This window comes from Pseudomonas sp. SC3(2021) (genome assembly GCF_019856535.1).
In the GTDB taxonomy this organism is placed as follows: domain Bacteria; phylum Pseudomonadota; class Gammaproteobacteria; order Pseudomonadales; family Pseudomonadaceae; genus Aquipseudomonas; species Aquipseudomonas monsensis.
In genome coordinates, this window is sequence record NZ_CP082236.1 from 2,359,269 (window position 1) to 2,379,423 (window position 20,155).

15 protein-coding genes, 5 tRNA genes and 3 rRNA genes are annotated in these 20,155 nt (G+C 55.6%); 15 read left to right on the plus strand and 8 right to left on the minus strand.

Features of this window, described 5'->3' with window-relative positions; all coding sequences use genetic code 11:
• Nucleotides 1–89: 89 nt before the first annotated feature.
• From coq7 to hemJ, 6 genes are all read right to left on the minus strand, one after another.
• On the minus strand, nt 90–737 hold the full coding sequence (gene coq7, locus K5Y35_RS10410; RefSeq protein ID WP_123469224.1) for a 2-polyprenyl-3-methyl-6-methoxy-1,4-benzoquinone monooxygenase: 648 nt from the start codon (nt 735–737) through the stop codon (nt 90–92).
• Between the two features lie 210 nt (nt 738–947).
• Entirely contained in the window at nt 948–1,286 is a 339-nt protein-coding gene (locus K5Y35_RS10415; protein WP_003228789.1) for a histidine triad nucleotide-binding protein, read from the minus strand.
• An 80-nt stretch (nt 1,287–1,366) separates the two neighbouring features.
• The gene (locus tag K5Y35_RS10420; RefSeq protein WP_128616089.1) at nt 1,367–2,155 is read right to left on the minus strand and encodes an SDR family NAD(P)-dependent oxidoreductase; all 789 of its coding nucleotides are present in this window, start codon (nt 2,153–2,155) and stop codon (nt 1,367–1,369) included.
• A 61-nt stretch (nt 2,156–2,216) separates the two neighbouring features.
• On the minus strand, nt 2,217–3,167 hold the full coding sequence (locus K5Y35_RS10425) for a DUF805 domain-containing protein (protein WP_123469219.1): 951 nt from the start codon (nt 3,165–3,167) through the stop codon (nt 2,217–2,219).
• Between the two features lie 75 nt (nt 3,168–3,242).
• Complete coding sequence (locus K5Y35_RS10430) at nt 3,243–4,214, minus strand: NAD(P)H-dependent flavin oxidoreductase (RefSeq protein ID WP_222834192.1); 972 nt, start codon at nt 4,212–4,214, stop codon at nt 3,243–3,245.
• Nucleotides 4,215–4,247: 33 nt separating this feature from the next.
• Nucleotides 4,248–4,676, minus strand: a complete 429-nt coding sequence (gene hemJ, locus K5Y35_RS10435; RefSeq protein ID WP_053124346.1) for a protoporphyrinogen oxidase HemJ — start codon at nt 4,674–4,676, stop codon at nt 4,248–4,250.
• 134 nt (nt 4,677–4,810) lie between these two features.
• On the opposite strand from hemJ, the gene argC reads away from it, so the two are divergent.
• A complete protein-coding gene (gene argC, locus K5Y35_RS10440; RefSeq protein ID WP_123469215.1) occupies nt 4,811–5,845 on the plus strand; it encodes an N-acetyl-gamma-glutamyl-phosphate reductase in 1,035 nt (344 codons plus the stop codon).
• Nucleotides 5,846–6,013: 168 nt separating this feature from the next.
• Nucleotides 6,014–6,364: an iron-sulfur cluster insertion protein ErpA gene (gene erpA, locus K5Y35_RS10445; RefSeq protein ID WP_003228776.1), complete on the plus strand. Its 351-nt coding sequence runs from the start codon at nt 6,014–6,016 to the stop codon at nt 6,362–6,364.
• A gap of 75 nt (nt 6,365–6,439) precedes the next feature.
• On the opposite strand, the gene K5Y35_RS10450 is transcribed toward erpA, so the two are convergent.
• Together K5Y35_RS10450 and K5Y35_RS10455 are read right to left on the minus strand one after the other, a co-directional pair.
• Nucleotides 6,440–7,531, minus strand: coding sequence for an anhydro-N-acetylmuramic acid kinase (locus K5Y35_RS10450; protein WP_222834193.1), 1,092 nt, complete (start codon nt 7,529–7,531; stop codon nt 6,440–6,442).
• Nucleotides 7,532–7,534: 3 nt separating this feature from the next.
• Complete coding sequence (locus tag K5Y35_RS10455; RefSeq protein ID WP_222834194.1) at nt 7,535–8,959, minus strand: peptidoglycan DD-metalloendopeptidase family protein; 1,425 nt, start codon at nt 8,957–8,959, stop codon at nt 7,535–7,537.
• Nucleotides 8,960–9,171: 212 nt separating this feature from the next.
• Here K5Y35_RS10455 and tyrS point away from each other — a divergent pair, with 212 nt between their 5' ends.
• The 13 genes from tyrS (at nt 9,172) to tuf (ending at nt 20,115) form a co-directional block, all read left to right on the plus strand.
• Nucleotides 9,172–10,371 (plus strand): tyrosine--tRNA ligase, encoded by a 1,200-nt coding sequence (tyrS, locus tag K5Y35_RS10460; protein ID WP_123469209.1) that lies wholly within the window; start codon nt 9,172–9,174, stop codon nt 10,369–10,371.
• 553 nt (nt 10,372–10,924) lie between these two features.
• Nucleotides 10,925–12,461: ribosomal RNA gene (locus K5Y35_RS10465) — 16S ribosomal RNA — on the plus strand.
• Between the two features lie 81 nt (nt 12,462–12,542).
• Nucleotides 12,543–12,619, plus strand: a tRNA-Ile gene (locus K5Y35_RS10470).
• Between the two features lie 30 nt (nt 12,620–12,649).
• A tRNA-Ala gene (locus tag K5Y35_RS10475) sits at nt 12,650–12,725 on the plus strand.
• Between the two features lie 246 nt (nt 12,726–12,971).
• A 23S ribosomal RNA gene (locus K5Y35_RS10480) occupies nt 12,972–15,862 on the plus strand.
• A gap of 150 nt (nt 15,863–16,012) precedes the next feature.
• Nucleotides 16,013–16,128 (plus strand): 5S ribosomal RNA (gene rrf, locus K5Y35_RS10485).
• The 16S, 23S and 5S rRNA genes sit together here with 2 tRNA genes alongside, the layout of an rRNA operon.
• 132 nt (nt 16,129–16,260) lie before the next feature.
• Nucleotides 16,261–17,214 carry a bifunctional biotin--[acetyl-CoA-carboxylase] ligase/biotin operon repressor BirA gene (birA, locus tag K5Y35_RS10490; RefSeq protein WP_222834195.1) on the plus strand — a complete coding sequence of 318 codons (954 nt, stop codon included), beginning with the start codon at nt 16,261–16,263 and terminating at the stop codon, nt 17,212–17,214.
• The gene (locus K5Y35_RS10495) at nt 17,204–17,953 is read left to right on the plus strand and encodes a pantothenate kinase (protein WP_222834196.1); all 750 of its coding nucleotides are present in this window, start codon (nt 17,204–17,206) and stop codon (nt 17,951–17,953) included. The genes birA and K5Y35_RS10495 overlap by 11 nt, the downstream gene beginning before the upstream one ends.
• Nucleotides 17,954–17,960: 7 nt before the next feature.
• Entirely contained in the window at nt 17,961–18,407 is a 447-nt protein-coding gene (locus K5Y35_RS10500; protein ID WP_222834197.1) for a hypothetical protein, read from the plus strand.
• A gap of 143 nt (nt 18,408–18,550) precedes the next feature.
• Nucleotides 18,551–18,635: transfer RNA gene (locus tag K5Y35_RS10505), tRNA-Tyr, on the plus strand.
• Between the two features lie 25 nt (nt 18,636–18,660).
• A tRNA-Gly gene (locus K5Y35_RS10510) sits at nt 18,661–18,734 on the plus strand.
• Between the two features lie 26 nt (nt 18,735–18,760).
• A tRNA-Thr gene (locus K5Y35_RS10515) sits at nt 18,761–18,836 on the plus strand.
• A gap of 85 nt (nt 18,837–18,921) precedes the next feature.
• Nucleotides 18,922–20,115 carry an elongation factor Tu gene (gene tuf, locus K5Y35_RS10520; protein WP_024164425.1) on the plus strand — a complete coding sequence of 398 codons (1,194 nt, stop codon included), beginning with the start codon at nt 18,922–18,924 and terminating at the stop codon, nt 20,113–20,115.
• The last annotated feature ends 40 nt before the right edge of the window (nt 20,116–20,155 follow it).

Consider the following 20,155-nt stretch of genomic DNA (forward strand, 5'->3'; position numbering starts at 1 on the left):
TTGCGGTAGTCGCCTTTTTTATTGCCAAAGTACCGGGCCCTGTGGGAGCAGGCCTGCCAGCGATGAGGCCCTTACAGGCATCTGAGCCATCAGATCCGATAAGTGCTCTTGGTCATAACCTTGGCCAACAGACTCATCCCGAACTTCACCGGCGCCGGAAAACGGAAACCACCTGCATCCAGCGCACTCTCCGCATGATGTTCTTCGTCGATGCGCATCTGCTCCAGAATCGCCCGGGACTTTTCATCCTCGGCCGGCAACTGCTCCAGATGCTCGTTCAAATGCTTGCACACCTGATGCTCGGTCGCCGCGACGAACCCGAGGCTGACCTTGTCGCTGATCAACCCGGCCACGGCACCAATCCCGAACGACATGCCATAAAACAATGGATTGAGCACGCTGGTATGACTGCCCAACTGGTGAAGGCGCTGTTCGCACCACACCAGATGATCAATCTCTTCTTCGGCCGCATGTTCCATGGCTTCGCGCACCTGGGGCAACTTGGCGGTCAGCGCCTGCCCTTGATACAGCGCCTGGGCACAGACTTCACCGGTATGGTTGATGCGCATCAGGCCCGCGACGTGGCGCGTGTCTTCATCGCTCATTTGCGTGTCCGGCTGCAGAATCGCTGGCGACGGACGGTACGGCTGGCCACTGAAGGGCAGCAGGGTGCGCATCGCGGCATCGGCTTGTAGCAGCAGACGGTCAATTGGCGAGTAGTGACGTTGGGTAGTCATGCTGACCTCCGGGAAGAATCTCGGCGGCCAGTTTAACCGAATCGGCCGGGGAACGTTTGCGCTGGGTCATTTGCCGTACGGTACGGGATTTGTGCGTTCATGCTTTGAGTGGGAGCTGGCTTGCTCGCGAAGACGTCGGTACATGCAAAGCATTCATGGCAGATACTCCGCTTTCGCGAGCAGGCCCGCTTCCACGGGATGTCCGGTGAATCAGCCCGGCGGCCAGTTCATCTGGCGCTGACCGAGCACATGCATATGAATGTGATAGACGGTCTGCCCACCCTTTTCATTGCAGTTCATCACCACCCGGAAGCCTTCCTCGCAGCCCAGCTCCAGGGCCAGGCGCTGGGCAGTGAACAGAATGTGCCCGGCCAGTGCCTTGTCGTCTTCGGTCAGGTCATTGAGGGTGCGCACCGGTTTCTTCGGGATCACCAGGAAATGCACCGGTGCCTGAGGGGCGATGTCGTGGAACGCCAGAACCTGGTCGTCCTCGTAGATGATCTTGGCCGGAATCTCCCGGTTGATGATCTTGGTGAACAGAGTATCCACTGCTGTTTTCTCCGTTGTGGGGGCTGGCCTGAGTGTACTCATGGGAAATGACCGCGCCCAGTGTTTTGCCGTAGGACCGTTCAGCGCGGGCAGTAAGCCTTGTTGACCATGCCGACGATGGTGCGGTTGAGCCAGCGCGAACCAAGGCGCGGCAGAAAGGCGAACCAGCGGTTGCGCCGTCCGGGAATGATGATTGCGCGGTTTTTCTCCAGTGCGCGCACGGTGTACAGCGCGACTTCCTCGGGACTCATCAGCAGCTTGCTGTTCTTGAGTTTGTCGTCGTTGAGCTGTGCGGTGCGGAAGAACCCGGTGCGGGTCGGTCCGGGACAAAGGACCGACACTTTGACCGCGCTCTGTTTGAGTTCAACCCGCAGCGCTTCGGAGAAGTGCAGTACGTACGCTTTGCTGGCGTAGTAGGTGCTCATCCACGGACCGGGATTGAACGCCGCCACTGAGGCGACATTGAGAATCTGCCCGCCACCCTGCAGGGCCATGCTGTTGCCGATGGCGTGACACAAGCGGGTGAGGGCGAGGATGTTCACTTCGATCAGATCCTGCTCGGTCATCCAGTCCTGGGCCAGAAACGGGCCGCAGGTACCGATGCCGGCGCAGTTGACCAACAGGTCGATCTGCCGGTCGCCTTCTTCCAGCTCCAGCAGGAAACCGGACAGGCGCAAAGGCTCGCCGAGGTCGCAGGCACGGAATAAAACCTCCACGCCAAACCGTTGGGTCAGTTCGATCGCGATACTTTCCAGCTGATCACGCTGTCGGGCCACCAGGATCAGGCTGCGGCCGCGCCGGGCCAGCGCTTCGGCCATGGCCAGACCGATGCCGCTGGAGGCGCCAGTGATCAGTGCGTAACGGGTCATGCAATTCTCCATCGCAACAGCTCCGCGCCGGCGACGCGGGTGTCACGGCGGGGAGCGCTGTTCATTCTTTCGCAGAGTCTACAGGGGCCTGCGCCGCTTCGGCTGCATCGTCAACGGAATTCGCTGCCGGCTCGACCTCCACGTCGACCTCGTCGGTGGTCACCGAGCCACTTTCGTAGCTGCTTTCCAGAGTGGTTTCGTATTCCTGCTGGATGGCCGAGATGCCGCCCAGCATGCCACCCACGAAAAACAAGCCGATAAAGACGATCCACAGAGAGCACAGCACTTTGACGGCCGTGGTGTTCGGCGGCGGCGGCGGCCCATAGCGATTGGCGTGGGTGTTGCCCGGCATGACCATGATCACCAGCGGGAAGAAACTGCCCACGAACGGTACAAGGGTCAGTAGCCATAGCCAGCCTGACCAGCCGATATCGTGCAGACGCTGAACGCTGAACAGGATGCCGACAATCATGAAAGCCAGGAACAGGAAGAAGGCGAAGATGCCACCGATGATCAGGCCGGTGGTCGAGTCAGTGCTCACCAGGCCCAGACCGATCAGAGCGAATACGCTGACGATTGGCAGGGTCACCAGGCTCAGCACCATCGACCAGGCGAGGTAGCGCAGCCGTCCGATCCGCCCTTCGACGCTGAAGGGTTTGAGTGTGGCGAACGCCGGCAGGTTTTCCCCGACGCTGGCGCGGGGCGGTGCATAGGGTGAATCCGGCTCTGCGACGGCAGAGGCGTGATCCTGCACGTCCGACAGATTAAGCTCGATCGCCGTTTCGGCTTCGATTCGTGCGTCGATCCCGGTCTTGCTCAGCGCCTGCAAATAAGCTTGCGCATCGTTGTGCGACAAATCGCGCTTGAGTGCCACGGTGCGGCCATTGAACAGGCGTTCGATGGCGGCCACGTCGCTTTTGAACAGGTTGGCCAGATTGAGCTTGGCCGTGGTGATATCGACACCGGGCTGCAGAGCACCGTCGAAAACGATCTTGTAACGGGGGTCGCTCATTACCGAGGCATCCTTGTCGCGAATGGTTTGAAAAGGTCATCAGTGTAAGGCCAGTTCCTGAGGCTGGCCTGATTTTTACCCACGTGGCCAGTGTTTCGCCAACTGGGTCGTGCGTCCCTGGGCCTGACGGTATTCAGCATCGAGGCGCGCGATCAGTTGATCAACGCTCGGCAGATCACTGATGTCGCCAACGCCCTGGCCCGCAGACCATACGGTTTTCCAGGCTTTGGCTTCATCGTTGATCGGCTTGAGCTTGTCGCCGAAATTAACTTCGCCCTTGCCTTGCAGCGCAGCCAGATCGAAACCGGCGGCTTGCAGACTCTGGCGCATGAAGCTCGCCGGAACCCCCGACACGGCGGGAGTATGGATGATGTCCGCCGCTTTGGCAGTCAGCAGCATGTCTTTGTAGGCGTCAGGTGCATGACTTTCGGTGGTGCCGATAAATCGCGTACCGAGGTAGGCCAAATCCGCGCCCAGCAACTGAGCGGCCAGAATCTCGTGGCCGTGGTTCAGACAACCTGCCAGCAACAACGTTTTATCGAAGAACTGGCGGATTTCGGCGATCAGCGCAAACGGACTCCAGGTGCCGGCGTGGCCCCCGGCGCCAGCCGCCACCGCAATCAAACCGTCGACACCGGCCTCGGCCGCCTTTTCGGCATGGCGGCGGGTGGTCACGTCATGGAACACCAGGCCTCCGTAGCTGTGCACTGCGTCGACCAGTTCCTTTACTGCGCCGAGGCTGGTGATGACGATCGGCACCTTGTGCTCGACGCAAATGTTCAGATCCGCCTGCAGGCGCGGGTTGCTGTTGTGGACGATCAGGTTCACTGCATAAGGGGCCGGATTATCCAGTGTTGCCAGCCCCGCTTCGATCTGTTCCAGCCAGGCTTTGAACCCGCTGCTTTCACGCTGGTTCAGCGCCGGAAAACTGCCGACCACGCCATTGCGGCAGCAGGCGAGCACCAGTTCCGGGTTGGAAATCAGGAACATCGGCGCTGCTACTACAGGCAGGCGCAGACGTTGTTCGAGCAGAGCGGGCAGCGACATTATGAACACCCCAAGGATCTGTACTTGTTGAAGTTAGAACGGCTTGACCACGACCAGAATTACGATAGCCAGCAATATCAGAACCGGCACTTCATTGAACCAGCGATAAAAGACATGGCTGCGGGTGTTCTCGCCACGGGCAAAACGTTTTACCTGAGCGCCGCACATGTGGTGGTAGCCGATCAGCAACACGACCAGAGTCAGTTTGGCGTGAATCCAGCCACCCATGCTGAAAATGCTCGGGTTCAGGTAAATCAGCCAGCCGCCGAAGATCAGCGTGGCGATCATCGCCGGGCCCATGATGCCGCGATACAGCTTGCGTTCCATGACGCTGAAGCGTTCTTTGCTGATCGTGTCTTCGCTTTGCGCGTGATAAACGAACAGCCGCGGCAAGTAGAACAGCCCGGCAAACCAGCACACGACGCTGACGATATGAAACGCTTTGATCCATAGATAGAGCATTTTTGGTTATTCCCAGGTTCACGGTAGCCCGGATAGTAGAGGCTTGAGCGTCCGCACGTCACCTTGACGGTTGTCGCAGGGGCGCGCGGCCCCTATTATCGACGGCTTTCCAGTGGGTTCTTTGAGGGCAGGTTATGGTCAAGGTCGGTATCGTCGGCGGCACGGGTTACACCGGTGTCGAACTGCTGCGTCTGTTGGCGCAGCATCCGCAGGCAGAAGTGGTTGTGATCACTTCCCGATCCGAGGCCGGTCTGGCCGTGGCTGATATGTACCCGAACCTGCGCGGCCACTATGACGGTCTGGCGTTCAGTGTGCCGGACATCAAGACGCTGGGCGCGTGTGACGTGGTGTTCTTCGCGACGCCGCACGGAGTCGCGCATGCATTGGCCGGTGAATTGCTGGCAGCGGGCACCAAGGTGATCGACCTGTCCGCAGACTTCCGTCTGCAGGACGCCGATGAATGGGCCAAGTGGTACGGCCAGCCGCACGGCGCGCCGGCGCTGCTCGACGAAGCCGTCTACGGGCTGCCGGAAGTCAATCGCGAGCAGATCAAGAAAGCCCGTCTGATCGCGGTGCCGGGTTGCTACCCGACCGCTACGCAGCTGGGTTTCCTGCCGTTGCTTGAAGCCGGTCTGGCTGACGCTTCGCGTCTGATCGCTGACTGCAAGTCCGGCGTCAGCGGTGCCGGTCGTGGCGCCGCTGTAGGCTCTTTGTACTCCGAGACGTCGGAAAGCATGAAAGCCTATGCGGTGAAAGGTCACCGTCACCTGCCGGAAATTCGTCAGGGCCTGCGCCGCGCCGCCGGTAAAGACGTCGGTCTGACCTTCGTGCCGCACCTGACCCCGATGATCCGTGGCATTCACTCCACGCTCTACGCGACTGTTGTTGATCGCTCGGTGGATCTGCAGGCGCTGTTTGAAAAGCGTTATGCCAACGAGCCGTTCGTCGATGTGATGCCGGCCGGCAGCCATCCGGAAACCCGTAGTGTGCGCGGCGCCAACGTCTGCCGCATTGCGGTGCATCGTCCGCAGGATGGCGACCTGGTGGTGGTGTTGTCGGTGATCGACAATCTGGTCAAAGGTGCGTCGGGTCAGGCTGTTCAGAACATGAACATCCTGTTCGGGCTGGACGAGCGCTTCGGTTTGTCCCACGCCGGCATGCTGCCGTAACACGTTAAGCCGCACAGCAAAAAGGCCCGTCAAACGGGCCTTTTTGCATTCTGGGCAGTTGGTCGGGTTTATTGATATACCGTAACAATAGTTGACCGATTTTCTAGGACAAGCGGATAATGCGCGTCATCACGCATTATGGCGGCGTAACGCCGGGAGATAGTTAGCATGAGCGTCGAATCCTTCACCCCCACGGCTTTGCAATTCACCCAAGGTGCTGCGCACAAGGTGAAGAGCCTGGTCGATGAAGAGGGGAATGATCGCTTGAAGCTGCGCGTATTCGTTACGGGCGGCGGTTGTTCAGGGTTTCAGTACGGTTTCACCTTCGATGAAGATGTGGCCGAGGACGACACCATCGTCGAGCGCGAAGGCGTGAGCCTGGTGGTTGATCCGATGAGCTTCCAGTACCTGGCCGGTGCCGAAGTCGACTACCAGGAAGGTCTGGAAGGTTCGCGCTTCGTGATCAAGAACCCGAACGCCACCACGACCTGTGGTTGCGGTTCTTCATTTTCGATCTGATCGCACTGCGCTACACACAACAAAACGCCACAGAACCTTACGGTTCTGCGGCGTTTTTTGTTGTCTGCGTTTTGCTTAGTTAGGGTAGATCGCACCGAGTACGCGCAGGCCTTTTGCGCCGGTGACACTCGGGCGGTTGGCGGCTATGCCTTCGAGGCAGCAATGGGCCAGCCAGGCGAAGGCCATGGCCTCGACCCAATCTGGATCGACGCCGTGGCTGGCAGTGCTGGCGACAATTGCATTCGGCAGTAGATCCGCCAGGCGTTTCATCAGCGTGGCATTGTGTGCGCCGCCGCCGCAAACCAACAACTCTTGCGTGTCCGATTGAGCGCTCTGCAGCGATTCGACGATGCTCAGCGCCGTCAATTCGAGCAGCGTGGCCTGGACGTTCTCTGCGGCGAAGGTCGGCAGTTTCGAGAGCTGTCGCTCCAGCCAAGGCAGGTTGAACACTTCCCGGCCGGTGCTTTTCGGGCCTTTGGTAATAAAGAACGGGTCACTGAGCAGAGCTTTCAGCAGGGCCGGTTCGACGCGGCCAGTGGCTGCCCATTGGCCGTTGCGATCGTAGTTTTCACCCCGTTGCTGATGAATCCAGGCGTCCATCAGCACATTTCCCGGGCCACAGTCGAAACCGGCTACCGGCTTGCTCGCCTCAATCAGGCTGAGATTACTGAAACCGCCGACATTCAAGACGGCCTGGTTGCCGCTACGCTCTTCGAACAACGCCTCATGAAAGGCCGGCACCAGCGGTGCGCCCTGGCCGCCGGCTGCGACGTCGCGGCTACGGAAGTCGCTGACAACGGTGATACCGGACAATTCAGTCAGCAGGGCCGGGTTGCCAATCTGCACGGTAAAGCCCCGTGCCGGCTCATGGCGAATGGTCTGCCCGTGGCTGCCGATGGCGCGAATGGCTTGCGGTTTGAGTTGCTGTTGTTCAAGGAGGGTGTGAATACCTTGCGCGGCGAGTTTCACCCAGTGTTGCTGGGCAATCGCCGAGCGGGCGATCTCGTCGGGGCCGCTGGCGCACAGGCTCAAGAGCTCAGTGCGCAGGGAGTCAGGCATGGGAATGTAGTGGGTGGCGATCAGTTTGATCGCCGAGGTTTGCTCGATCAGGGCGATGTCCAGCCCGTCGAGACTGGTTCCGGACATCACGCCGATATACAGGGCCATGACTTAGCGCTTGCTCGAGGCCAGCATGGTGGCCTTTTCCTGATCCATGCGCGCCATCAGTGGCTGGCTCTGCGCCAGGAAGCGGGCACGTTCGGACTTGGCGATCGGGTCGGCCATCGGCAGCTTCTGGCCCAGTGGATCGACGTGTACGCCGTTGACCTGGAATTCATAGTGCAGGTGCGGACCGGTGGACAGGCCCGTGGTGCCGATGTAACCGATCACCTGGCCCTGCTTGACGGTACCGCCGGTTTTCACGCCTTTGGCGAAACCTTGCATGTGGCCGTACAGCGTGCGGTAGGTATTGCCGTGCTGGATGATCACGGTATTGCCATAGCCACCACGGCGACCGGCCAACAACACTTTTCCGTCACCGGCAGCCTTGATTGGCGTACCGCGCGGAGCGGCGTAATCGACGCCTTTATGGGCGCGGATCTTGTTGAGGATCGGATGTTTGCGGCCCATGGAAAACTTCGAGCTGATGCGGGCGAAGTCCACCGGCGTGCGGATGAACGCCTTGCGCATGCTGTTGCCATCGGCGGTGTAGTAACTGCTGTTGCCTTGTTTGTTGGTGTAACGCACGGCGGTGTAGGTTTTACCGCGGTTGGTGAAGCGTGCAGACAGGATGGGACCGGTTCCGACTGCCTTGCCGTTGACCACTTTCTGCTCGTAGATGACGTCGAATTCGTCGCCCTGGCGGATGTCCTGAGCGAAGTCGACGTCGTAGCCGAAGACGCTGGCCATATCCATGGTCAGGCTGTGGGAGAGGCCTGCACGGGCGGCGGACTGCGACAGCGAGCTGTTGATGACACCGTGTACGTAAGCGGTGCGAACCGTAGGTTTTGCGGTGACCCGGTTAAACGCGTAACCCTTGTCGTTCTTGGTCAGGGAAATGGTTTCGACGTCGCTGACCTTGCTGTGCAGGCTGGCCAACTGGCCTTCAGGCGTCAGTTCAAACTCCAGCTTCTGGCCGTGTTTCAACTGACTGAACTGCTTGGCTTGCTTGTCGCTGGCGAGTACTTCGTGCACTGCGGCAGCCGGAAGGCCGACCTTTTCGAACAGCGTGGACAGGGTGTCGCCCTTCGACACGACGACTTCCCGATGGCCGGGAGCTTTTGGTTTTTCGGCGACCTTGGCTGGCTCTGGCGCGGCTTCAGCGGTTTCCGAGGCGGTTTCGTCAGGGTTTTCGATCTGGGCAAACGGCGAGGCTGTTGGCTCATTTGTGGCTTGAACCGCGTCAGCAGCGTCTTGATCTTGTGTCAGTTGTTCAGCAGGACTTTCCAGTTCAAGGCTCAGGGTCGTCTTTTTGGCTTCAACATCACTGGAAGGGAATACCAGGAGTGCCAGGCTGAGAAGGGCGGCGATACCACTTGCTGCGAGCAGGTGGGTCTTCGGGTAAAGCGGTGGCGCTTTAGACGGTTCTGTGGTCATAAGTAATTTTGACTTTGAAAAAAGATGAATTGGAAAAGATGAATGACATGATGAAGATGAAATAACTGTATAAAATATAACCAAATCATCTCTGAAGCAAGTCTACAGACAGTCTGTCTGTGGATTGGTGTCCGTGCGCCGGGCAAAACTTGTAATTGGTGCGCGATCTTGTATGGTTGGTTCCCTTTGAATCTGAGCCTTGCGGGTCTGTTATGAAGTCGGTTGAAGAGCAGCTAGCGCTGATTAAACGTGGTGCGGAAGAACTATTGGTCGAGTCCGAGCTGATCGAGAAGCTCAAGCGCGGCCAACCGCTGCGTATCAAGGCTGGTTTCGATCCGACAGCGCCGGATCTGCACTTGGGTCATACCGTGCTTATTAATAAGCTGCGCCAGTTCCAGGAGCTGGGGCATCAGGTGATCTTCCTTATAGGTGACTTCACCGGAATGATCGGTGACCCGAGTGGAAAGAGCGCCACGCGTCCTCCGCTGACTCGCGAGCAGGTTCTGGAAAACGCCGAGACTTACAAGACTCAGGTGTTCAAGATTCTCGATCCGGCGAAAACCGAAGTCGCGTTCAACTCCACCTGGATGGACCAGATGGGGCCTGCAGACTTCATTCGCCTGACGTCGCAGTACACTGTTGCGCGGATGCTTGAGCGCGATGACTTCGACAAGCGCTACACCACCAATCAGCCAATCGCTATTCACGAATTCCTCTATCCGCTGGTGCAGGGTTACGACTCGGTTGCTCTGCGCGCCGATGTTGAGCTGGGCGGTACCGACCAGAAGTTCAACTTGTTGATGGGGCGTGAGCTGCAGCGTGGATATGGTCAGGAGGCTCAGTGCATTCTGACCATGCCGTTGCTTGAAGGTCTGGATGGCGTGAAGAAGATGTCCAAGTCGTTGGGCAACTACGTCGGCATTCAGGAAGCACCGGGCGTCATGTACAGCAAGTTGGTGTCGATTCCGGATGCGCTGATGTGGCGCTACTTCGAGCTGCTCAGTTTCCGCTCGATGGATGAGATCAATGCGTTGCGTGCCGATGTCGAGGCAGGCGCCAATCCGCGCGATGTGAAAATCAAGTTGGCTGAGGAGATCGTGGCGCGCTTCCATGGTGAAGAGGCAGCGGCCAATGCTCACCGCGCGGCGGGCAACCGTATGAAGGATGGCGAGCTGCCGGATGATTTGCCTGAAATCGAGCTTGCGTCTACTGAGGACATGCCGATCGCGGCTGTCCTTAATAAAGCGGGCCTGGTGAAGAACTCGGCAGCGGCGCGTGATTTGTTGTCGTCGGGTGGGGTGCGTGTAGATGGTGAAGTGGTTGATCGCTCCTTTATATGTGTACTGGGCGCTACCCACGTTTGCCAGGCCGGAAAGAAGGCATTTGCACGTATTACGCTGAAATCTGAATAAAATTGAAATTAGGGATTGACGGCGAATTCTAGAAGTCTATAATTCGCCCCACTTCCGGCGCAGTCGAAACGGAAAACTCCTTGAGATTCAATGAGTTACGCAATTTTCGACAGCGGCTTGCTTCAGCTCATCGAAGCCTGGAAGGAGTTGGAAATGCCGGTTGATCTGGTGCTTTCAACGGTTCGATCTTCTCGGTCGAAAGCGGAGAAAAAGAGGTGTTGACAACAGCGAGTAACGCTGTAGAATTCGCCTCCCGCTAACGAGAGATCGGAAGCGCAAGTGGTTGAAGTTGTTGAGGAATTCTTCGAAAACTTCTGAAAATAATCACTTGACAGCAAATGGGGCTGCTGTAGAATGCGCGCCTCGGTTGAGACGAAAGATCTTAACCAACCGCTCTTTAACAACTGAATCAAGCAATTCGTGTGGGTGCTTGTGGAGTCAGACTGATAGTCAACAAGATTATCAGCATCACAAGTTACTCCGCGAGAAATCAAAGATGTAACCAACGATTGCTGAGCCAAGTTTAGGGTTTCTTAAAAACCCAAAGATGTTTGAACTGAAGAGTTTGATCATGGCTCAGATTGAACGCTGGCGGCAGGCCTAACACATGCAAGTCGAGCGGATGAAGTGAGCTTGCTCATGGATTCAGCGGCGGACGGGTGAGTAATGCCTAGGAATCTGCCTGGTAGAGGGGGACAACGTTTCGAAAGGAACGCTAATACCGCATACGTCCTACGGGAGAAAGCAGGGGACCTTCGGGCCTTGCGCTATCAGATGAGCCTAGGTCGGATTAGCTAGTTGGTGAGGTAATGGCTCACCAAGGCTACGATCCGTAACTGGTCTGAGAGGATGATCAGTCACACTGGAACTGAGACACGGTCCAGACTCCTACGGGAGGCAGCAGTGGGGAATATTGGACAATGGGCGAAAGCCTGATCCAGCCATGCCGCGTGTGTGAAGAAGGTCTTCGGATTGTAAAGCACTTTAAGTTGGGAGGAAGGGTTGTAGATTAATACTCTGCAATTTTGACGTTACCGACAGAATAAGCACCGGCTAACTCTGTGCCAGCAGCCGCGGTAATACAGAGGGTGCAAGCGTTAATCGGAATTACTGGGCGTAAAGCGCGCGTAGGTGGTTCGTTAAGTTGGATGTGAAATCCCCGGGCTCAACCTGGGAACTGCATCCAAAACTGGCGAGCTAGAGTATGGTAGAGGGTGGTGGAATTTCCTGTGTAGCGGTGAAATGCGTAGATATAGGAAGGAACACCAGTGGCGAAGGCGACCACCTGGACTGATACTGACACTGAGGTGCGAAAGCGTGGGGAGCAAACAGGATTAGATACCCTGGTAGTCCACGCCGTAAACGATGTCAACTAGCCGTTGGGAGCCTTGAGCTCTTAGTGGCGCAGCTAACGCATTAAGTTGACCGCCTGGGGAGTACGGCCGCAAGGTTAAAACTCAAATGAATTGACGGGGGCCCGCACAAGCGGTGGAGCATGTGGTTTAATTCGAAGCAACGCGAAGAACCTTACCAGGCCTTGACATCCAATGAACTTTCCAGAGATGGATTGGTGCCTTCGGGAACATTGAGACAGGTGCTGCATGGCTGTCGTCAGCTCGTGTCGTGAGATGTTGGGTTAAGTCCCGTAACGAGCGCAACCCTTGTCCTTAGTTACCAGCACGTAATGGTGGGCACTCTAAGGAGACTGCCGGTGACAAACCGGAGGAAGGTGGGGATGACGTCAAGTCATCATGGCCCTTACGGCCTGGGCTACACACGTGCTACAATGGTCGGTACAAAGGGTTGCCAAGCCGCGAGGTGGAGCTAATCCCATAAAACCGATCGTAGTCCGGATCGCAGTCTGCAACTCGACTGCGTGAAGTCGGAATCGCTAGTAATCGCGAATCAGAATGTCGCGGTGAATACGTTCCCGGGCCTTGTACACACCGCCCGTCACACCATGGGAGTGGGTTGCACCAGAAGTAGCTAGTCTAACCTTCGGGAGGACGGTTACCACGGTGTGATTCATGACTGGGGTGAAGTCGTAACAAGGTAGCCGTAGGGGAACCTGCGGCTGGATCACCTCCTTAATCGACGACATCAGCTGCTCCATAAGTTCCCACACGAATTGCTTGATTCATTGAAGAAGACGATAGAAGCAGCCCGAAATTGGGTCTGTAGCTCAGTTGGTTAGAGCGCACCCCTGATAAGGGTGAGGTCGGCAGTTCGAATCTGCCCAGACCCACCAATTTTGTGTGGGAAACGCCTGTAGAAATACGGGGCCATAGCTCAGCTGGGAGAGCGCCTGCCTTGCACGCAGGAGGTCAGCGGTTCGATCCCGCTTGGCTCCACCACTACTGCTTCTGAAGTTTGAAAGCTTAGAAATGAGCATTCCATCAGTGTGATGATGAATGTTGATTTCTAGTCTTTGACTAGCTCGTTCTTTAAAAATTTGGGTATGTGATAGAAAGATAGACTGAACGTTACTTTCACTGGTAACGGATCAGGCTAAGGTAAAATTTGTGAGTGACTCTTAAGAGTTTTGCGAATTTTCGGCGAATGTCGTCTTCACAGTATAACCAGATTGCTTGGGGTTATATGGTCAAGTGAAGAAGCGCATACGGTGGATGCCTTGGCAGTCAGAGGCGATGAAAGACGTGGTAGCCTGCGAAAAGCTTCGGGGAGTCGGCAAACAGACTTTGATCCGGAGATGTCTGAATGGGGGAACCCAGCCATCATAAGATGGTTATCTTGTACTGAATACATAGGTGCAAGAGGCGAACCAGGGGAACTGAAACATCTAAGTACCCTGAGGAAAAGAAATCAACCGAGATTCCCTTAGTAGTGGCGAGCGAACGGGGACTAGCCCTTAAGTGGCTTTGAGATTAGCGGAACGCTCTGGAAAGTGCGGCCATAGTGGGTGATAGCCCTGTACGCGAAAATCTCTTAGTCATGAAATCGAGTAGGACGGAGCACGAGAAACTTTGTCTGAATATGGGGGGACCATCCTCCAAGGCTAAATACTACTGACTGACCGATAGTGAACTAGTACCGTGAGGGAAAGGCGAAAAGAACCCCGGAGAGGGGAGTGAAATAGATCCTGAAACCGTATGCGTACAAGCAGTGGGAGCAGACTTTGTTCTGTGACTGCGTACCTTTTGTATAATGGGTCAGCGACTTATTTTCAGTGGCGAGCTTAACCGAATAGGGGAGGCGTAGCGAAAGCGAGTCTTAATAGGGCGTCTAGTCGCTGGGAATAGACCCGAAACCGGGCGATCTATCCATGGGCAGGTTGAAGGTTAGGTAACACTGACTGGAGGACCGAACCGACTACCGTTGAAAAGTTAGCGGATGACCTGTGGATCGGAGTGAAAGGCTAATCAAGCTCGGAGATAGCTGGTTCTCCTCGAAAGCTATTTAGGTAGCGCCTCATGTATCACTGTAGGGGGTAGAGCACTGTTTCGGCTAGGGGGTCATCCCGACTTACCAAACCGATGCAAACTCCGAATACCTACAAGTGCCGAGCATGGGAGACACACGGCGGGTGCTAACGTCCGTCGTGAAAAGGGAAACAACCCAGACCGTCAGCTAAGGTCCCAAAGTTATGGTTAAGTGGGAAACGATGTGGGAAGGCTTAGACAGCTAGGAGGTTGGCTTAGAAGCAGCCACCCTTTAAAGAAAGCGTAATAGCTCACTAGTCGAGTCGGCCTGCGCGGAAGATGTAACGGGGCTCAAACCATACACCGAAGCTACGGGTATCACCTTCGGGTGATGCGGTAGAGGAGCGTTCTGTAAGCCTGTGAAGGTGAGTTGAGAAGCTTGCTGGAGGTATCAGAAGTGCGAATGCTGACATGAGTAACGACAATGGTGTGAAAACACCCACGCCGAAAGACCAAGGTTTCCTGCGCAACGTTAATCGACGCAGGGTTAGTCGGTCCCTAAGGCGAGGCTGAAAAGCGTAGTCGATGGAAAACAGGTTAATATTCCTGTACTTCTGGTTATTGCGATGGAGGGACGGAGAAGGCTAGGCCAGCTTGGCGTTGGTTGTCCAAGTTTAAGGTGGTAGGCTGGAATCTTAGGTAAATCCGGGATTCTAAGGCCGAGAGCTGATGACGAGTTACCTTTCAGGTGACGAAGTGGTTGATGCCATGCTTCCAAGAAAAGCTTCTAAGCTTCAGATAACCAGGAACCGTACCCCAAACCGACACAGGTGGTTGGGTAGAGAATACCAAGGCGCTTGAGAGAACTCGGGTGAAGGAACTAGGCAAAATGGCACCGTAACTTCGGGAGAAGGTGCGCCGGTGAGGGTGAAGGACTTGCTCCGTAAGCTCATGCCGGTCGAAGATACCAGGCCGCTGCGACTGTTTATTAAAACACAGCACTCTGCAAACACGAAAGTGGACGTATAGGGTGTGACGCCTGCCCGGTGCCGGAAGGTTAATTGATGGGGTTAGCTAACGCGAAGCTCTTGATCGAAGCCCCGGTAAACGGCGGCCGTAACTATAACGGTCCTAAGGTAGCGAAATTCCTTGTCGGGTAAGTTCCGACCTGCACGAATGGCGTAACGATGGCGGCGCTGTCTCCACCCGAGACTCAGTGAAATTGAAATCGCTGTGAAGATGCAGTGTATCCGCGGCTAGACGGAAAGACCCCGTGAACCTTTACTATAGCTTTGCACTGGACTTTGAATTTGCTTGTGTAGGATAGGTGGGAGGCTTTGAAGCGTGGACGCCAGTTCGCGTGGAGCCATCCTTGAAATACCACCCTGGCAACTTTGAGGTTCTAACTCAGGTCCGTTATCCGGATCGAGGACAGTGTATGGTGGGTAGTTTGACTGGGGCGGTCTCCTCCTAAAGAGTAACGGAGGAGTACGAAGGTGCGCTCAGACCGGTCGGAAATCGGTCGTAGAGTATAAAGGCAAAAGCGCGCTTGACTGCGAGACAGACACGTCGAGCAGGTACGAAAGTAGGTCTTAGTGATCCGGTGGTTCTGTATGGAAGGGCCATCGCTCAACGGATAAAAGGTACTCCGGGGATAACAGGCTGATACCGCCCAAGAGTTCATATCGACGGCGGTGTTTGGCACCTCGATGTCGGCTCATCACATCCTGGGGCTGAAGCCGGTCCCAAGGGTATGGCTGTTCGCCATTTAAAGTGGTACGCGAGCTGGGTTTAGAACGTCGTGAGACAGTTCGGTCCCTATCTGCCGTGGACGTTTGAGATTTGAGAGGGGCTGCTCCTAGTACGAGAGGACCGGAGTGGACGAACCTCTGGTGTTCCGGTTGTCACGCCAGTGGCATTGCCGGGTAGCTATGTTCGGGAAAGATAACCGCTGAAAGCATCTAAGCGGGAAACTTGCCTCAAGATGAGATCTCACTGGAACCTTGAGTTCCCTGAAGGGCCGTCGAAGACTACGACGTTGATAGGTTGGGTGTGTAAGCGCTGTGAGGCGTTGAGCTAACCAATACTAATTGCCCGTGAGGCTTGACCATATAACACCCAAGCAATTTGCGTCGAAGAGACCAGATTGCGGTGTGTGAAGACGAAACGAACCGAAAGTTCGCGCAACTCACAAGACACCTGTATCACATACCCGATTTGCTGAAGCGAGGCCAGATGGTCACGAGTCAGTACCCGAATTTCTTGACGACCATAGAGCGTTGGAACCACCTGATCCCATCCCGAACTCAGAAGTGAAACGATGCATCGCCGATGGTAGTGTGGGGTTTCCCCATGTGAGAGTAGGTCATCGTCAAGATTAAATTCCGAAACCCCAATTGCGAAAGCAGTTGGGGTTTTGTTTTGTCCGCAGGAAATGCGTCTGCTTGATTTCTATGCAACGGCGCGGGTCATGGATATTATTCGGGCCTCATTGTGAGGCGAGATCTGCATGCTGACGTTGTTGAACCTTCTGAAGGATGGCCGATTCCATTCTGGTCAGGACTTGGGCGAGGCCCTGGGAATTAGTCGAAGTGCGGTGTGGAAGCAGCTTCAGCATCTTGAGGCGGAGCTTGGGCTGTCCATTCATAAGGTTCGGGGGCGAGGCTATCAGTTGGCTACCCCCTTGATGTTGCTGGATCCCCTTGGCATGGCAGGAATGTCGCCAAGCTGGCCAGTAACGGTTTTTGACTCCATTGACTCTACTAATGCCCAGGCGCTGCGGGCCATTGGGCAAGGTCAGGTTGCACCATTTTTGGTAGTCGCGGAGCGGCAGATTGCCGGTCGAGGGCGTAGGGGGCGCAAATGGGTAAGTCCCTTTGCCGAGAATCTCTATTACAGCCTTGTACTGCGCATTGATGGTGGTATGCGTCAGCTTGAGGGTCTGAGCCTGGTCGTTGGGCTCGCGGTTATGCAAACCCTCAGAAAGCTGGGAGTGGCTGACGTGGGACTGAAATGGCCGAATGATGTTCTCGTCGACAGTAAAAAAATCGCCGGGATATTGCTCGAGCTCGTCGGAGATCCGGCAGATGTATGTCATGTAGTGCTAGGGATCGGCATTAACGTGAATATGCAGGCGGCTGATGAGGTTGATCAGCAATGGACCTCGATGAGGTTGGAGTCAGGTAAAAGCTTTGATCGAAATGCGCTGGTCGTCGAGTTGAGTAACCAATTACAGGCATACATACAGCGTCACCAGGTCGGTGGTTTTTCTGTTCTTCAGACTGAGTGGGAAGAAAACCATCTTTGGCAGGGGCGGATGGTTTCCCTGATAGCGGGTGTCAATCAGATAGATGGCGTAGTGCTTGGGATCGATAACCAGGGCGCGCTGCGATTGAAGGTGAATGGCATGGAAAAAGTCTTTAGTGGCGGCGAGCTTAGCCTGAGGTTGCGTGATGATTCTTGAGCTGGACTGCGGCAACAGCTTCATTAAATGGCGAGTGCTGAAGGCGAAGGCGGTAGCCTTGATGGCAGAGGGTGTGGTCGATTCAGATCAGGCGCTGTTGGAAGGCCTTCGAGGCCTGGATGGACTTGCATTAAGTAACTGCCGTTTGGTGAGTGTGCGTACTGTTGAGGAAACTGTTGCGCTAACCGCGATGCTTGAGCGGGAGTTCGGCGTAACGGTCGTCTGTGCGAAATCTGCTAGAGAGATGTCTGGCGTAAAAAATGGATACGAGGATTACGAGCGACTGGGGCTGGATCGTTGGCTTGCAATGCTTGGTGGCTTTCATCTGGCGAATGGCGCGTGCCTGGTTCTGGATTTCGGCACTGCGGTCACTGCGGATTTTATTGCTGCAGACGGTGAGCATCTTGGTGGCTTCATTTGTCCCGGTATGCCGTTGATGCGTAATCAGCTGCGAACCCATACCAGGAAAATTCGATATGGGGATCTGGCTGCCGAGCGTGCCTTGGCTGGCCAGGCTCCAGGCCGTACCACGGTCGAGGCTGTAGAGCGCGGATGTTCGCTGATGTTGAAGGGGTTTGTGCTCACTCAGTTGGAGATGGCGCGAGCCTATTGGGGGCAGGACTTCACTGTTTTTATCACTGGTGGAGATGCCGAACTGGTTGCAGGCGCTGCGCCTGATGCTCGAATCGTTCCCGATCTGGTGTTTGTGGGCTTGGCTATGGCGTGTCCTTTTTCCTGAGGTTCGTATGCGTTGGTTGTTCCTGCTGCTGGTTGTTCTCAATGTGTTCTATTACGTCTGGCATCAGCAGGAGGCTCCTTTGCGAGCCAAAGATGTCACTCCCCTCAGTTTGTATCGGGGGACGCAACAAGATATTCACTTGCTGAGTGAGAGTGGTGGCTCTCCTGCACAGAAAGCCGGGGCGTCGCGCACGGAGGCGGAAGGTGAACAGTGCCTTTACGTCGGTGGGTTTGCCCGCGCGGAGTCACTGCAGGCTCTCGATCGGCGTCTTGTTCAGATGGAGGTGAAGACTCAGTCTTCGCAAAAAGACTTTCCTGACTCAGGATATTGGTTGCGGATTTCACCTGAAAGCCAGCGTTTGCTGGGAGATGAGCAGTTGAAGAACCTTTCCAAGGAATTCAATGAGTTAAAACATAAAATAATGCTGTGTGGAGGGGTTGCACCGGCTGAATAGTTTGCATAGAATGGCGCCCGCTCCACAGTGAAGGCCTGAACAGGCGGTTGCAGTAGAGCGGTGTCAATGCAGCTAACCTCAGGTTTTTAAATGAGAAAATGCTTGACAGGGGTTTGGCATAGTATAGAATGCCGGCCTGATTAGGAGGGGTTCCCGAGCGGCCAAAGGGATCAGACTGTAAATCTGACGTCTACGACTTCGAAGGTTCGAATCCTTCTCCCTCCACCAGATTTTAGCGTGAGCTGCAGGCTCCGCGGGTATAGTTTAGTGGTAGAACCTCAGCCTTCCAAGCTGATGATGCGGGTTCGATTCCCGCTACCCGCTCCAAGTTTGCAGGTTGTGCAAAGTGTTTCGCTCTTGTAGCTCAGTTGGTAGAGCACACCCTTGGTAAGGGTGAGGTCAGCGGTTCAAATCCGCTCAAGAGCTCCATATAACAAGGCAGATATGAAAATATCTGCCTTTGTTTTAATGGTAGATATTGTTTGTCTAATTCTTCTGTTTGAGGGTGTTATCGATGGCTAAGGAAAAATTTGATCGTTCCCTGCCCCACGTCAACGTAGGGACCATTGGTCACGTTGACCACGGTAAAACCACTCTGACCGCTGCTCTGACTCGCGTCTGCTCCGAAGTTTTCGGTTCGGCCGTAGTTGAATTCGACAAGATCGACAGCGCTCCAGAAGAAAAAGCTCGCGGTATCACCATCAACACCGCGCACGTTGAGTACAACTCGCTGATCCGTCACTACGCTCACGTTGACTGCCCAGGTCACGCTGACTATGTGAAGAACATGATCACCGGTGCTGCTCAAATGGACGGCGCTATCCTGGTTTGCTCGGCCGCTGATGGTCCGATGCCACAAACCCGTGAGCACATCCTGCTGTCCCGTCAGGTAGGCGTTCCGTACATCGTGGTTTTCCTGAACAAGGCTGACCTGGTAGACGACGCTGAGCTGCTGGAACTGGTTGAGATGGAAGTTCGCGACCTGCTGTCCACCTACGACTTCCCGGGCGATGACACTCCAATCATCATCGGTTCGGCTCGTATGGCGCTGGAAGGCAAAGACGACAACGAGATGGGCACCACTGCCGTCAAGAAGCTGGTTGAAACTCTGGACAGCTACATCCCAGAACCAGTTCGTATGATCGACAAGCCATTCCTGATGCCAATCGAAGACGTATTCTCGATCTCGGGTCGCGGTACTGTTGTGACTGGTCGTATCGAGCGCGGTATCGTTCGCGTTCAAGATGCACTGGAAATCGTTGGTCTGCGTGACACCACCACCACCACCTGCACCGGTGTTGAGATGTTCCGCAAGCTGCTCGACGAAGGTCGTGCTGGCGAGAACTGCGGCGTTCTGCTGCGTGGTACCAAGCGTGACGACGTTGAGCGTGGTCAGGTTCTGGTTAAGCCAGGTTCGGTTAAGCCGCACACCAAGTTCACCGCAGAAGTTTACGTTCTGAGCAAGGAAGAAGGCGGTCGTCACACTCCGTTCTTCAAAGGCTACCGTCCACAGTTCTACTTCCGTACTACTGACGTGACTGGTAACTGCGAGCTGCCAGAAGGCGTTGAAATGGTAATGCCAGGTGACAACATTCAGATGACTGTTACCCTGATCAAAACCATCGCGATGGAAGACGGTCTGCGTTTCGCTATCCGTGAAGGCGGTCGTACCGTCGGCGCTGGCGTCGTAGCCAAAATCATCGAATAAACGGTTGTAATGTATTTTTCGGGCCGGCATAATGGTCGGC

Coding starts and splice junctions, on each gene's coding strand:
- K5Y35_RS10495 (WP_222834196.1), top strand. CDS start 17,204: ATGATTCTTGAGCTGGACTGCGGCAACAGCTTCATTAAATGGCGAGTG.
- birA (WP_222834195.1), top strand. CDS start 16,261: ATGCTGACGTTGTTGAACCTTCTGAAGGATGGCCGATTCCATTCTGGT.
- tyrS (WP_123469209.1), top strand. CDS start 9,172: ATGAAGTCGGTTGAAGAGCAGCTAGCGCTGATTAAACGTGGTGCGGAA.
- argC (WP_123469215.1), top strand. CDS start 4,811: ATGGTCAAGGTCGGTATCGTCGGCGGCACGGGTTACACCGGTGTCGAA.
- K5Y35_RS10430 (WP_222834192.1), bottom strand. CDS start 4,214: ATGTCGCTGCCCGCTCTGCTCGAACAACGTCTGCGCCTGCCTGTAGTA.
- hemJ (WP_053124346.1), bottom strand. CDS start 4,676: ATGCTCTATCTATGGATCAAAGCGTTTCATATCGTCAGCGTCGTGTGC.
- coq7 (WP_123469224.1), bottom strand. CDS start 737: ATGACTACCCAACGTCACTACTCGCCAATTGACCGTCTGCTGCTACAA.
- K5Y35_RS10455 (WP_222834194.1), bottom strand. CDS start 8,959: ATGACCACAGAACCGTCTAAAGCGCCACCGCTTTACCCGAAGACCCAC.
- K5Y35_RS10425 (WP_123469219.1), bottom strand. CDS start 3,167: ATGAGCGACCCCCGTTACAAGATCGTTTTCGACGGTGCTCTGCAGCCC.
- K5Y35_RS10450 (WP_222834193.1), bottom strand. CDS start 7,531: ATGGCCCTGTATATCGGCGTGATGTCCGGAACCAGTCTCGACGGGCTG.
- tuf (WP_024164425.1), top strand. CDS start 18,922: ATGGCTAAGGAAAAATTTGATCGTTCCCTGCCCCACGTCAACGTAGGG.
- K5Y35_RS10420 (WP_128616089.1), bottom strand. CDS start 2,155: ATGACCCGTTACGCACTGATCACTGGCGCCTCCAGCGGCATCGGTCTG.
- K5Y35_RS10500 (WP_222834197.1), top strand. CDS start 17,961: ATGCGTTGGTTGTTCCTGCTGCTGGTTGTTCTCAATGTGTTCTATTAC.
- erpA (WP_003228776.1), top strand. CDS start 6,014: ATGAGCGTCGAATCCTTCACCCCCACGGCTTTGCAATTCACCCAAGGT.